The organism is Endozoicomonas numazuensis (assembly GCF_000722635.1).
Classification (GTDB): domain Bacteria; phylum Pseudomonadota; class Gammaproteobacteria; order Pseudomonadales; family Endozoicomonadaceae; genus Endozoicomonas_A; species Endozoicomonas_A numazuensis.
Genome location: NZ_JOKH01000002.1, coordinates 1,027,742 through 1,043,069, shown reverse-complemented (window position 1 = coordinate 1,043,069; position 15,328 = coordinate 1,027,742). Strand labels below are relative to the sequence as shown.

Sequence of the window (15,328 nt, the reverse complement as noted above, 5' to 3'; positions counted from 1 at the left end):
CAGACTGCCCACATCAGGGTCGTCAGGAATACCACTGAAGGTTCGGGTTCCAGTATCAAATGTCAACCAGGCTGGCAGAGGGTCACCATTGGCAAGGCTGGTGCTGAACGTTAATGAGTCGCCGTCATCATCAGAGAAGGCATTAGCAGGCAGTGTGTAACTGAAAGCTGCTTCTTCTGTAGCGGTTTGATCTGAAAGTCCGACATAATCTGATTCGGCAGGGCCTGAACCAGAAGGTACGTAATCGACATCATCACTGATGACAATTTTGTCGACTGCAGTGCCATCTTCGCGCATCCATAGATTCAGCTGATGAGTTCCGGGAGCATCGACTTCAATAGTAATGCGACCAGCGCTGTTTATTCTGTCGCCAGCCCAGTCATGGCTGCCGTCATTGAAACCAATTTGAGAGCCGGTACTCACCGCTTCACCATTCAAACCAATATGAACACTGTCACTGTTCCCATCAGGTGCATCACCTCTCACCCAGACGTAATAGGTGCCTGCACTCTCAAACTGAATATCGTAGGTCAGCTCAGAGCTTATGCCGGTGTAATCCGTATCGAAGCCGTCGGCACCATTGTTGGCAGTACTGACTTGCTGGCCACCGGATGCTGAAGCATCATTTTCTACTGCCCAGGCGTTGCCGCTCCGATTGACCTGACTGCTGAAATGCTCTGCTTCAATGGACACCAGTCCATTGTCTTCAGCAAAGACAGGCGACGGAGCATCGTTTATGTTGTTGACTATCAGGCTGAAACTGGCATCAATTGTTTCGCCGTCTTCGTCGGTAGCCGTGACTTTCAGGTTAAGGGTAGCGACGTCGTCATTATCAGGTGTACCTGAGAAAACTCTCGTTGAAGTATTAAAGTTCAACCACTCAGGTAAAGCTGATCCATCAGTCTGGGTTGCCGTGAAAGTTAAAGTATCTCCATCACCATGCGAGAACGTATTCTCAGGGACTGTAAAGCTGAAAGATGAGTCTTCATTGACTGATTGATCGGTAACGGCGTTGGCGAGTAATGGCGCATCATTGGTGCCCTGAATTGTGATCTCTACGGTGTGGGTTGTCCCATCGTTTGAGCTGATTGTGATGGAATCAGTCAGCTGCTCACCGTCATCCAGAGATTGAATACTGCTTTGGTCGTTATCAGAAGAATAAGTCCAGTTACCATCGGTACTGATGGTTAGAGAGCCATAACTTCCATTCACCGTTTCGGCAACAAAGGATGCGCTGCCATCAACATCAGACACGCTTAAGCTGCCTGATGTCGAAAGTGTGGCGGCTGCGTCTTCAGTAACAGAACCACTGTCATCTCCAGTAATGATTGCAGCGTCACTGACAGGCTGCATATCAATACGAATGGTCTGGGTGTGAGTGGCAGAATCGTTATTGCTGGTTTCAGTTGCAGTAGACGTCACAGTAATGGTGAAATCAGAGTCGTAGTTGGCAACTGGGGTAATAGTGAGATTGGAAAGATTCCAGCTGGAGGCATCAACAGTACTTCCATCGGTTGTCAGGCTGTTGGTTCCATCAGTCAGTGCAAATCCTGAAGGAATGCCGCTCAGACTGACTGAAAGGCTCTCAGAACCGTCAGAGTCATTCAGAGATGAGCCTAGATCCAGAGCAATTCGAGTATCTTCCTGGCTGGAGATCATTTTGTCGTAGGCAGGGTCTGTACTGTCATCGGCTCCCAATCGGCTGATGGTGATCTGATCCAGAAGTGGGCCTACACCATTATTCTGTCCAGCCACCTCCCTTACAGCTAGTTGAGTTGATGCCTGATCAGTATAGGGAAGATTAATAGTGACTTCTTGCCAGCTGGTGCCTGGATCAATGGTCTGTAATACCTGTCCATTCCAGACGATCTCTATTTCGTCAGTTCCATCATAGCTTTCGCGCTGTTTCACCCAGAGTGAGATCTGATGATCGTGACCCTGACTGGTATCAACCGAGTAGTAATAGGCATCGGGAGTGCCTGAGCCTTCTCCATCCAGCTCAGCTACATTCGTACCACTGTTGGAGTTGCCAACAGGTCCGCCATCGTTGTGGATTTCAGTACTGTGTTCGGAGGTCCAGCCCGAAGCCAATCCGCCGTTAAAGTCCATGGAGCTGATAACCGTTGTGCCTGTAATCGAGATATCTGGAGTATCTGCGACTGCAGTGACTGTCATATCAGCCTGACCCGACACTGTGACGGTGCCATCTGAAATATCGAAAGACAGCTGACCGTTACCTGACCATTCAGCTGAAGGTGTTAAAGTCCAGGTATTGTTGCCATTGTCAGTTACAGATACCTGACCACTGGTTACCTGAACATTGCTCACTGATAAGTTGTCACCATCTGCATCCGTTGTATTTGCCAGCAGTTCCGCTTTAGTGATTGTCAGACTGTTGTCTTCATCTACAGAGTGGCTGGTGGAACCTGCAGTAACCGGAGCGTCATTTGTATCAGCTACTGACAGAGTGAAGTTTTCTGTGTAAGCCACCCCTTCAGTGTCTTCAGTAGTGACATTCAGAGTAATACTGTCTTCTGTTTCATAATCAAGGCTGACACCGTCTTTGAGCTTGAGCTGGCCATTGACGATTTCAAAACGATTATCGTTGACTGAATAACTGTGACTGTCATCCGAGTCAGCATCCGATGTGCTGAGACTGCCAACTACAGCGCCTGCCGAGTTCTCAGACACTGAGAGAGAATCAAGATTAATCGCTGTAGGTGAATCATTCTCAGCGAGGAGTTCAACTCTGAGACTGCTACTGCTGCTGGCAGAGTCACCATTCCCTTCAGTCGCAGTAGAGGCAATGGTAATCGTGAAGTCAGTATGGCTGTGAGCAGGAGGTGTCAGGGAAAGTGCGCTTAGGTTCCAGGTTGATACATCAATATTGCTGCCATCAGCATTTACCGTATGGGTTCCATCTGTCAGTACACTGCCTGTAGGAATACCAGCCAAATGGGTGGTGATTGACTCTGTTCCACCACTGGTGACTGTGCCAAGGTTCAGAGGAATACCGGTATCTTCGAGGCTGGTGATACTGAAATCATAAGCAGGGTCGTCACTGGGAGTAATACCGACTTTAAGAACCTTTAAGTCATCCAGCAATGAACCTTCAAAGTCATTTGCACCGGAGAGTTCCCTGATTTCAAGGCTGGTTGTGTCTTCTCCTGTTGGAGGAAGCTCAATGCGGTGTACTGTCCAGCGGTCGGTAGGAGTTATTGTGGCTATCTGTTCCCCATTCCAGTAAATTTCAAAGTCATCGGTTGTATCAGCCCGGCGCTCTTTAGTAGCAAACTCAAAGAGGAAGGGTTGCCCGTCACTGGTATCTGCTTGATAGCTGATGGTATCAAGAGTCTGATCTGTATCCAGTTCAAGCCATTGATTGCCTTCAAAAGCAGTATTACTGTCAGCACCATTGCGCTGAAATTCGAAGAGTCCTGCTGCGCTGCTCCACCCTTCTGGTGATGCGTTAACATCCTGCCAGTCTGAGCCTATAACGGTGTCTTCAAAACCCCAACTGCTAATGGTTGTCTCGCTAGTATCAGGAGAAATGACAGGGTTATCTGCTAAAGCATTAATATCAACGACAGCAGTTCCGTTGCTATCTCCTCCAGAGTGACCGTCACTGACGATAAAGTTAAAAGAAATATTATCGCCGTTGAAGTTGGCTGCGGGTGTGAAGGTCCAGGTGCCATTACCATTGTCTGTCACTGATCCATGATTGCTGTCAGCCACGACTAAACTGTTTACTGAAAGGCTGTCGCCGTCTATATCTGAAGCATTCGCGAGCAGTTGGGCTTCTGTAATGGTTAAGCTGGTGTCTTCATCAATGTTGCCCAGATCAATGGCTGAGGAAACGGTTGGAGCATCATTGGTGCCATTCAGAGTGATGGTGATATCTTTTGTGGTGCCATCGGCAGTTTGTACTGTGAATGTTTCGGAGAGACTGTCTCCATCACCCAACTGCTGAATAGGCGCCTGAGAGTTATCAGCTGAATAACTCCAGTTTCCATCACTGTCGATTGCGAGATCGCCATAATTGCCATTGATGGTTTCACTGCTAAATACTGCTTCTCCTGCATCTGGATCGATAACACTCAGGGAGCCGCTGGCAGTGAGTGTGGCTACAGTATCTTCTGTCAGAGACGCTGTATCATCACCTGAGATAACAGCAGTATCAGCAACCGATGTAATGTTGACCCGAACAAGGTTATTCACTTCATAGCCCAACGTGCCATCACTGACCACATAGAGCATTTCCAGCATGCCATTGAAGTCTTGTGCAGGTGTCAGAGTCCATGTGCCATCGTTGTTATTGACGATGGAATGCCCTCCAACGGGCAGTTGAATAGCAGTGACCGTGAGCGTATCGCCATCAATATCAGAAACGGCATTCAGTATGGATGATTCGTTAATGACCAGAGTGTTATCTTCAGCCAGCGAGCCTAGAAATAAAGGTGCTCCGTCACCCTGATCATTGGCACCCTGAATCGTAATGGTGATGTCATGAGTGGTGCCGTCCAAGGATTGAACGGTGAGAGTATCCTGTAGTGTTTCTGTGACCCCTAACGCTTGAATTTCAGATTGTCGTGAATCTGCGATGTATTCCCACTGACCATTACTGTTGATGGTTAAATCACCATAAGAGCCTGATACTGTTTCTGCCTGAAAGGCAGCTTCGCCTGCGTCATGTTCCTGTATATCCAGGTCGCCTGCAGCGATCAATTCCCTCTGGCCCAATGGGCCATAAGTACTGAAGTCATCTTCAGTGACTGAGCCCGTGTGGATACCGGTGATGATCGCTGAATCATTTTGAGGCTGGATATCAATCAGGATCTCGCGGGTTGTAGAAGAAGTACTCCCACCTGACAGCTCTGTTGCTGTAGCTGTGACACTGATCGAGAAGTCCGTTTCATGATGATCAATGGGCGTAACCGACAAGTTGGCAAGGTTCCAGCTGGAAATATTGATTGGACCGCCGGTGGACGTGACTATCTCGGAACCGTCAGTGATCTCTGCTCCGGTGGGCAGACCTTCAATGAGCACATCCAGGGTTTCAGAACCGTCTGTATCTGTCAGATCAGCCGCAAGATTCAGGGCAATACTGGTGTCTTCATTAGCGCTAACAGTGGCATTTTGGGCACTGTTGTTGAAAAGGAGTGAGGGCGCATCTGCATCCGGTGTAATGGCAAGTGATAAGGTATTCGTAACGGATTCGTTTCCATCAGAAATATCAAATGACAACTGACTGGTACCTGACCAATGAACAACAGGGGTGATCGTCCAGGTTCCGTTGCCATTATCTGTGACACCAACGCTGCCATTATCAACTCTGACATTACTGACAGATAGGGTGTCTCCATCTATGTCTGAAGCGTTAACCAGAAGTTGAGCTTCTGTCAGAGTGATGGTTTGATCTTCGTTAACCGTATGGCTAATGCCTGCGCTGACAACCGGAGTATCATTGACCGCAGTGACGTCTACCGTCATTACATTCTTGGACAGAGAGAAGACATTCTGCTGGTCTGCAACGGAAAAGCTAAAGCTGTCATAGCCATCACCGTTGGCATTCAGAGCAGGCTTGAAAGTGAGAAGACCTGATTCTATATCTTCCTTTGAAACAGTGTCAGCCTGTGAAACAGATACGCCGTTCAGCAATAGCTCACCGTTTTCTGGCAGGTTTTCAATGCGGATCTGGCTGAGAGAGTCATCTTGATCGGCATCACTAAAGTTGAAGTCACTGCTGGTGAAGGTGTAACTGCTGTCTTCCAATGTTGATACGGTTTCATCCTGAGCATCAGGGGTGTCATTGGTGTCAGTCAGATAGATGGTATAGGTACGAGTATCTGTAAGAGATCCATCGCTGACCTGAACCGATATGTTATGACTGCCAGCGGTTTCATGATCTAGAAGGGTGCTGTCAGAAGTGGCAACGGTGATCATTCCTGTATCGGAATCAATAGTAAAGCGTCCACTTGCGTCGTCAGTCAGTGAATAACTCAGGTTTGGATTATCTACGTCGGTAGCACTGACAGTACCAATCTCAGTACCAGAGATGCTGTGTTCTTCTACATGAAAGCTGTCGGACAGTAAGTTGTTGACTGTGTCAGCCTGATAAATGGCCTTGGCTTGATCTGCACTAACCGCTCCGTTGGCAATAACCAGTTCATCAATGCTACCGTCCAGATAACCGTCTTCTGGCCAGTGACTCTTGCCCAGGAAGTTTCCAGTACGTACCATTTCCTCTGGAACCACACCATCAGCTTGTCCAGCCAGTTCACCGTTTCTGTAGATGGACATGGTGCCATCGGCTTCAACGGTGGCAGTGATGTGAACCCATTCACCTGCGGTGAAAAAGTTATTGATCTCAAGTGTGCCTTTCGGATCATCAGCGCCACCAGAATAAATATGAAATCCGATACCACTATTACTGCCGGTATGACCCAGTACAATATTGTTGTCACTTTGTCCGTTACCAAAATCCAGAATTCTGGACCAGTACTCATCAAAACTGTCGAATTGAACCCAGGCAGAGATGGTCATGGCACCACCTGTACTCAAGCCCTGCAGTTCAGCATGACCCTCTGAGCCATCCATATTGAACGCACTGCCGGTGTTGTCATGTCCTGAGACCCAGTTTACGCTGCCGGAAAAGCTGGCATCATTGCCTTCAGTAGACAGATCATTGGCTAACAGACCCGCACCGGTATTAAAGTCCAGGGCTGTGATGATGTCGTCAACCAGAGGCGATGACTGAAGCTCGGGTGGATCATTGACAGCCGCAACGTTTATCTTGAATTGGCCTGAAGTACTGAGGTCTCCATCGCTGGCGGTGACTTTAACGATGATCTGTCCAAGGTCCGGATCATCTGGTGTTCCGGAGAAGGTACCCGTTGAAGGATTAAACGTTACCCATGAAGGTAAAGGACTGCCGTCATTCAATGTGGCGGAGTAAGTCAGGCTGTCGCCGTCTATATCGGAAAAAGCTTCTGAAGGAAGCTGATAACTGAAGGCCTGTTCTTCGGTTGCAGTCTGATCGCTCATTCCCGCACCAATGACCGGAGCATCGTTGGTGCCAGCGATAGTCATATCAATGTTGTGAGTATCACCGCCTGCTGTGGTTACCGTGAAGGTTTCACTCAACGTATCGCCGTCATCCAGACCTTGAATAGCCAGAAGAGTGTTGTCAGCTGTGTAAGTCCACTGACCGTTTGCACCTATGACCAGATCACCATAATTCCCGGTCAGTGTTTCAGGTTCAAACTGTGATTCCCCCTGATCTGCATCAGAAGCAGTGAGAGAGCCTGATGTCGTCAGAGTGTTGGCATGACTGCCTTCAGTAACAGTTGCAGTATCAAGACCTGTTATTTGTGCGCTGTCGTTTGTGCCGGTGATGACCAGAGTGGCTGTCTGGGAAACTGAACCTCCATTGCCGTCTTCAATGTCATAGCTGTAGACAATAGTTTCAGTGACCCCGTCTGGAAGATAGTCATAGGCATCAGGGTCGACGGTCAGTGTGTTGCCGTTGATGGTGATGCCAGAATCATTACCAGAGGATAAAGTGACCTGTGTAACAGAGAGAGTATCGCCTGTATCAACATCTGCGGCATAATCAAGCAGGTTGATGTCGACTGAAGCTGAGTCTTCGACAAAGCTTTCGGCAATGGCAGCGCTCACCGTTGGGTCATCATTGACCGGTATAATGCTGAAATCGAAAGTTGCTGAAGATGAGAAGAGTTCGCCATCACTGACCTGAAATTCGAATGAAGCATACAAGTTGCCATTTTCGTTTTCAGCTGGTTCAAATCGTAAGCGACCGGCCAGCAGATCATTTTTTGTCACTTCCATATCTGCAGTGACGGCCGATCCGTTGTAGAGCAGTTCACCTGCTGAGGGTAACTGGGTGATCTTTATGCTTTGCAGTGTTTGTCTGGCATCCGGGTCTGAGAATGTGAAATCAGAAGTAGTAAAGATATAAGGTGCATCTTCGTCTGATGTGACCAGGATATCTTCTGTATCCGGAGCATCATTTACAGCAGTAACCGTAATGGTGCTAGTGGCTATATTGCTGCTGTCATGGCCGTCATCAACACTGAAGCTGATGGTACGATCTGCGGTGCTGGGTGACTCAGAACTGTTGGAGTAGGTGACTGTTCTCAGTGCTTCCTGGTATTGGGCAACGGTTGCAGTACCTGAAAGAGTGATTGAGCCGGTTAATGAATCCCAGTGTCCTGAAATACCGTTATGATCCGTAAAGGCCAGGCTGTCTTCAGCTGCACTGAAGTTACTGCTAATGCTGATTGTGGCGCTATCAATGGTGACTGAATCTATATCGGCCAGAGTGATGTGAGCGTCTACTGCCTGTGCACCATCATTTTCTGTGTAAGTGAGGGTACCTCCCGCAGTGACAACGGGGGCATCATTGGTACCTCGAATAGTTGCTGATACCGTATGTTCTGTGCCATCAGCTGTCAGAATGGTAAAGCTGTCAGTCAGTGAATCGCCCTGACCCAGTTCCTGAATGGCGCTTTGGTTGTTATCTGCGCTATAGGTCCATCTACCATCAGCAACTATTGATAACTGTCCATGATTTCCTGAAAGCGTATCCGCTTGGAATTCTGATTCGTTGTCATCAATATCGGTAACGGTCAGATTGCCACTGGTAGTTAATGTAACTGCGTCGTCTTCTGTGACAGTCCCACTCAGGTCAACATGGAGCGTTTTGCTGATTATGGATTGATCATTGTTGGCAGATTCAGAAGCAGTGGCTGTGAAAGTCAGAGTGAAGTCTAAATGGCTGTTTTCTGAAGGCGTTAGTCTCAGAGTATCTTGTTGCCAGCTACTGATATCAATGTCGCTGCCATTCGCAGTGATACTCTGGTTACCATCGGTAAGAATGCTTCCGGCTGGTGCCCCAGAAAGAATTAACTGGTAGGTTTCCGAGCCATCAGTATCAGTAAGAGCACTGCTGAGATTCAGAGGTATGGGGGTATCTTCCTGAATGCTGATTTCGTAATCAAAGCTTGATGATGAAATGACTTCAGAAGCATTAAGGCTGAACGAGGGGGTGTCTGCAATAGGGGTAACATCGAAGGTAAACGTTTGAATATCAGAAGACAGCTCACCATCATTTACCCGAAAGTTAAAGTGGGTGTAGTTTTCTGAGCTTTCATTAGATTCAGGAAGGAAGGTCAGCAAGCCAGCAGAAATATCCGGCCGGCTAATGGCGTCACCTTCAGATATCGGAGTACCATTGAGCTCAAGCGATCCGTTGGCTGGTAGTGATTCAATGACAACGGTTTCAAGTTGATCGCCGTTATCTTCATCGTTATAAGGAAAGTCGTTCAGAGAGAAACGATAGAGAGAATCTTCATCAATAGTGGCAGAACTGTCTGAGGAGACCGGCGCTTCGTTGATGTCGTTGACTTTAACGGTAAAACTCTCTGAATAGGCGGCGCCATGAACGTCGGTTGTTGTTACCTCGACATCAATGGACCCTTCTGTTTCATAATTCAGAGCGACGTCATCTTTTAGTTTGAGATCACCATCAACCACTTCAAATCGATTGTCATCGACGCTGTAACTGTGAGTGTCAGAAAGATTTTTGTCTGTGGTGGATAAAGAGCCTACGACAGCACCATCGTGGTTTTCATCAATTTGGGTCCCGTCGAGATCAAGGTCTTCCGGATTATCATTCACGCCCTCAATAGAAATAGATGCACTCTGACTGACAACCCCTCCGTGACCATCATCGATTTCATAGCTGTATTCAATCTCGTCAGATTCACCTTCTGCCAAGTGCTCGTAGGCAGAAGTATCTACCGAAAGACTGTTGCCATCATCAGCAATAGTGATACCAGCAGGGTCTCCAGCAGTGAGCCTCAGAGAAACAACATTGAGGGTATCTGTGGCATCTATGTCAAATACACCTGCTAACAAATCAACATTAAAGTCATTGCTGTTCTGGTCAGAGGTCTTGATTATCGCTTCCCTGACCTGGGGCTGATCATTGGTTCCGGAGAGGGTGATGGTCACGGATTGAGGAACGGACTCTCCCTGGGAACCCGTTACCTGGTATTCGTAGGTCAGAGTTTCTGATTCGCCTTCAGCCAGATAGTTGTAGGTTTCAGGGTCAATGCTCAGACTGTTGCTGTCCAGACCTATACTGACACCCGCTTCATTACCTTCGGTGAGACGTAATTGAGTGACAGAGAGAGTGTCTGAAAGATCCTTATCAGAAGAGCGGGAGAGCAGGTCAATGATGGTCTCATCATCATTTTGAATAATATCGGCCGAGATCGGTCCGGCCACTTCCGGTGTATCATTCACACCTTTGATGGTGATATCAACGGAAGCTTGAGAGCGGGCACCACGACTGTCTGTGACTTCAAAGATAAAAGTAACGACTGATTGTTCACCTGCAGCAAGGTATTCGAAATCACTGCCTGTGAGGAAGCGGAAGCTGCCATCATTGTTAAGAAACAGTTGTCCGGAGGAGGGGGATGTCACCAGACTGTAGGTTAAGACTTCGCCAGTATTGGCGTCGTAAACATGGAGCTTACCCTCCAGTTCTGTTCCGTTCTCACTGCTCCCCATGGTCATGTTATGAGCAGTGGGCGCATAATTGACAGCCAGAGCACTTTTTATCTCTTCATCTTCTTCTTGTGCAATCTGTGATTTAAGTTCTTCAGAAGACTCTGATAACTGCTCAGATACTGATTGGTCTTGTTGTTCCTTTTCCTGAGCGTCTCTTTCCAGAATGGCGGCTTTTCCAAGAGAATTACTGATCACATCTGGAGATTGATCCCGTGAGGGATTATCACTATCCCCAGCTGAGGATGGTTCAGATACTTCAACAGGGTCTGCTCCATCAGCAATGGCAGTCTGAATCTGTTCGACTTCGGATGGCTCAGGGATGTCAGTAGGGGTTGCCTGGAGCATACTCCGCTGCATTACAAGCTGCGACTGGCCACCCAGTTGAATGACTTCATTATTAAGAAGGCGAATAGAGGTTAAACCACTGGACTCTGAAATCACCCTGTCATTGAGATAGAGTGGATCTCCTTCCTGAAGAATGCGCTTGCTGCCATCGGGAGTGATGACGACTACGGAGCCATCGGTTTCCTGAATATGGCCGATGACTGGCCTGGAACCATCAGAGTCTGAATGCATATTCCCTTGCCCACTTCCTTGTTGTGCAAAGAGGAGTTCAGTAGTGAAAGCCTGAGCAGGGGGACGTCAGGTTACAGGTAGGGGAGAACTCCTTCTCACACCATTACTTGATAAAAAAGCACATCTATTAGAAAGCTTAGTCATAAGCTATGCAGAGAGGAGGAGAAAGATATATAAGAAAATGAAATAAAATCATGTGGTTAGATGATTTATTTCATAAGGTAATTTAAATATTTAATTTTAATTCTTAAATATTCTAAAAAAATAATACCCAGATGGATTTTGACAAGCTCTCATCGTTCGGTCAGGGCGTTTTGTCTGGCTCTTAGAATGGGCTTCATCAGATATTCCATCAGGGTTTTTTCCCCGGTGATGATATCTATGTTGGCTTTCATTCCCGGGATAATTTCCAGTGGCTGTTCAGGGCTACCCAGTTGGTTCTCATGGGTTCTGATGCGAACGATGTAAAAACTTTCACCTTTTTCGTCTTTGATAGTATCTGCACTGATATGTTCTACCAGGCCTTCAAGCCCACCATAAACGGCGAAGTCATAAGCGGTCAGCTTGACTACTGATTTCATGCCCTCTCTGAGGAATCCAATATCTTTGGGAGCAATCTGAGCTTCAACCAATAAGGTGTCCTCTACAGGGACAATTTCCATGACATCCATCCCTGGCTGAACAACCCCACCTACAGTCTTCACATTGATCTTTTTGACAATGCCTTCCACAGGGGAGCGAAGTAATGTTCTGACAACCTGATCTTCCAGATTGGTCTGGGTTTCAGAAAGTTGATCAAGGCGGACTTCAGCATCTTTCAATTCCTGAACGACTTCTTCACGGAATTTGATAGTGAGCTCTCGCTTACGTGCGAGGGCCTCCTGATAAGCAGCGTTGAGTTTCGGAATAGAGAGCTCTGTCATTCTTTTCTCGGAGGCCAAGTCATTGACTCTCTGCTTGAGCTGAATCATTTCAACATGAGAAACGACACCCTGCTCGGCCAATGGTGTAGTCAGTTCCAATTCCTCTTCACCCAGCTCCAGACTGGTGGCCAAGAACTCCAGCTGTGCTTCGGAAGCCGCCAGTTCATGCTTGGCTTGAGAAGCTTGCTTGTTCGATATATCAAGCTCAGCTTTAAGGCCTGCTTCCCGTCTCTGAAAAATCTGGACTTCTCGATCAACATAGGATTGATGATCACTTAATTCAGGAGGGAATTTTAAGGGAGTGCCAGAAAGTTCAGCTTTTAATCTGGCTGCTTTGGCCAGTTCACTGTAATACTCAACAGCGCTTTCCCTGAAAGTGGATTTGAAGCGGGTGTCATCCAGTTGCAGAAGAGGTTGTCCTTCCTTGACCAGCTCACCTTCTCTGACAAAAAGCTCTTCCAAAATACCACCTTCCAGATTTTGAATGACCTGAAGATGAGTAGAAGGAATGACTTTTCCCATGCCTCGAGTGATTTCATCCAGCGGAGCTACACTGGCCCAGATGATGGCAGAGCCTATGGCTAATAACATGGTGTAAATCAGCAGCCTACCGCCTCTGGGCGTTTTCATCAGCACAGCAGCGCTGGTGTCAGACATATACTCAAGGTCTTCCGGGCTGATATTTTCTTCCAGAGGAGAGGTGTTACTCTTAAGGTCTTTTTCGTTTTCGGCGTCCTGGAGCTGTCTGTCGAGCTCTTCCGGATCATCTAGCACCTGTTCACCTGTCAGGGCTTTTTCATTTGCTGATTCATCTGCTGGTTCATCAGAATTGTCGGGCACCGGGCTGTCATAATCCGAAGGGTTTTGAGGCTGCTCTTCAGGTGTCTCAGAAGGTGTTTTATCGTCCTTGTACTCACTCATTGCACGATCCTGTTCAATTCATTCTGTATCGTTGGCAGTTGGATGACAGCTTTATTCTATGAATAGGTTCTATCAATCTCAGCCAGGTTATTCGATTTTTAATTTGCCCTGTTTAAGAGCAGCGTGGACCTGATCCTTGGGTCCGTCCGCGACAATTTTTCCGTTATCAACCACGATCAAGCGATCAACCAACTCCAGCATGGAGGCTTTATGAGTGACCAGAACAATGGTTTTATCCTTGCACTGCTTTTTAAGTTGCTCTTTTACTCTCAATTCTGTGGTGTTATCCATTGAGCTGGAAGGCTCATCCAGAATCAATATGGGTGGATCCATCAGTAAAGCTCTGGCCAAAGCGATACTTTGACGTTGGCCTCCTGAAAGGTTCTGGCCTCTTTCGCCCACGATCATGTCCAAACCGTTAGGGTGTTTGTTAGCGAACTCGGTAACGCCTGAAAGTTCAGCAGCTTTCAGCAGTGCAGTATCTTCGACAAAGCTGGCACCCAGAGTGATGTTCTCCTTGATGCTGCCATAGAACAGGGTGATATCCTGAGAAACACAGCCAATACTGCTGCGTAAATCCGAAGGATTAATTTGTCGAAGGTCAATGCCATCGACTCTGATGGCTCCTTCATCAGGTTCATAGAGACCAAGAATCAGTTTCTCAATGGTCGTTTTTCCAGAACCAATGCGGCCGATGATGGCAACTTTCTCACCTGAATTGATTCTCAGATTGATGTTTCTGAGAGCCTGAATTTCCTGGCCAGGGTAGGTGAAATTAACCCCGTCAAACTCAATGCTGCCAGTCAACTCAGGGCGGTGGACATAATCACGGTCTGCTGGACGCTCAACGGGCATGTCCATGATCTGGTTAAGCCCATCGAGTGCTGATTTTGCTTGATTGTAGCGAGTAGCAAGGCCAGCTACCTGAGCCATGGGGGCCAGGCAACGACCTGACAGCATAACCGTGGCAATCAGGCCGCCCATGCTGAGGTCGCCTTCAGAAATCAGGAAGACACCATAGGCCACCAGAGCGATGTTACACATCTGCTGAACATAGGCGCTGATGGTAGAGGCAGATGAACTCAGTAACTTGGTTTTGATACTCCAGGTGGCTATGTGGCCAACCGCTTTTTCCCATTTGTACTGAATTTCACTCTCTGCCTGGGCAATCTTCAGCGCTTCCATGCCTGAAAGGCTTTCAATCAGGGTGGCATTTTTCTGTGAATTGGAGCGAAGGGTCTTTTCAACCGAGCGTTTAAGAGGCCCCTGAATAGCAAAACTGTAGGCAGCGATCAGTGCCATACAGAAAAGAGGAATGTAAGCCAGTGGGCCACCCAGAATAAAAATAACCATCAAAATGATCAGGGTGAAAGGCAGATCAACCAGGGCAATAATCGTCGATGAAGTGATAAATTCCCTGATACTCTCAAACTCCTGAAGGCTCTTGGCAAAAGAACCCACCGAAACCGGCTTGGCTGACATACTAAGCCCCAGCACACGCTCCATAATTCTGGAAGAGAGCAATATGTCTGATTTTTTACCAGCAAGATCAATAAAATAACTTCGAATCATTTTCAGAATGAAGTCAAAACTGAAGACAATAATGGCTCCGATAGCTAATACCCAGAGTGTGTCAAAAGCCTGATTGGGAACCACTCTGTCATAAACGTTCATAACAAACAGTGGACTGGCAACCACAAAAATATTAATCAACAAAGAAGCCAGTAAAACATCACGGTAGATTCTCCAGGAGCCCAGAATAGTGCCCCAGAACCAGTGTCTTGAGCGAATATTGAGGGTTGTTGGAGTCCGTTTGTCATAACGATGCTTTTCCCGGACATAGATAGTATATCCGGTATAGTGTTCTTCCAGGTCAGAGATGTTGATTCGCTTAACACCATCTCCTGCTTCAGGAAGAATCACACGAGCTTTGCCTTCTTCATGATCAATATCAATCAGAATGCAGGCTTTACGTTGTTTGAGAAAGATAACCGTGGGGGTAACCAAAGGAGAAATATCTTTCAATTCTCTTTTATGGGTTTTAGAGGCAAGGCCTGCTCTCTCGGCAGCCCGGGAGAATAGATCTGCGGTAAGCTTGCCATTTTCAAGCGGTAATCCAGCACGAAGAGAGTCGTGGGAAAAAGGCTTGCCATAATGTTTGGTTAAAATACTGAGACATTCCAGCAATGGGTCAAATTCCTGCTGGTCACTCTCGGGTATCCCCCACTCTTCTGTCGCATCGTCTGCAGCTGCACTGTAATTCATGGTCCCTGCCACTGAAACAAAAAAATAAAAATACAGAGTTACTGCTT

3 protein-coding genes are annotated in these 15,328 nt (G+C 47.3%); all 3 read right to left on the bottom strand.

Translation table 11 applies throughout. The annotated features are described in order from the left end of the window. Positions 1-11,172 (bottom strand): retention module-containing protein (locus tag GZ78_RS11895; RefSeq protein ID WP_034835697.1); only part of this gene is annotated, 11,172 nt, incomplete at its 3' end. Positions 11,173-11,465: 293 nt separating this feature from the next. Continuing rightward, on the bottom strand, positions 11,466-13,016 hold the full coding sequence (locus GZ78_RS11890; RefSeq protein ID WP_081869805.1) for an HlyD family type I secretion periplasmic adaptor subunit: 1,551 nt from the start codon (positions 13,014-13,016) through the stop codon (positions 11,466-11,468). A gap of 87 nt (positions 13,017-13,103) precedes the next feature. After that, positions 13,104-15,281: a type I secretion system permease/ATPase gene (locus GZ78_RS11885; RefSeq protein WP_051786085.1), complete on the bottom strand. Its 2,178-nt coding sequence runs from the start codon at positions 15,279-15,281 to the stop codon at positions 13,104-13,106. Between the last annotated feature and the right edge of the window lie 47 nt (positions 15,282-15,328).

What these genes read in the sequence shown, in the direction of transcription:
- GZ78_RS11890 (WP_081869805.1), bottom strand. Translation starts at nt 13,016, where the DNA reads ATGAGTGAGTACAAGGACGATAAAACACCTTCTGAGACACCTGAAGAG.
- GZ78_RS11885 (WP_051786085.1), bottom strand. Translation starts at nt 15,281, where the DNA reads ATGAATTACAGTGCAGCTGCAGACGATGCGACAGAAGAGTGGGGGATA.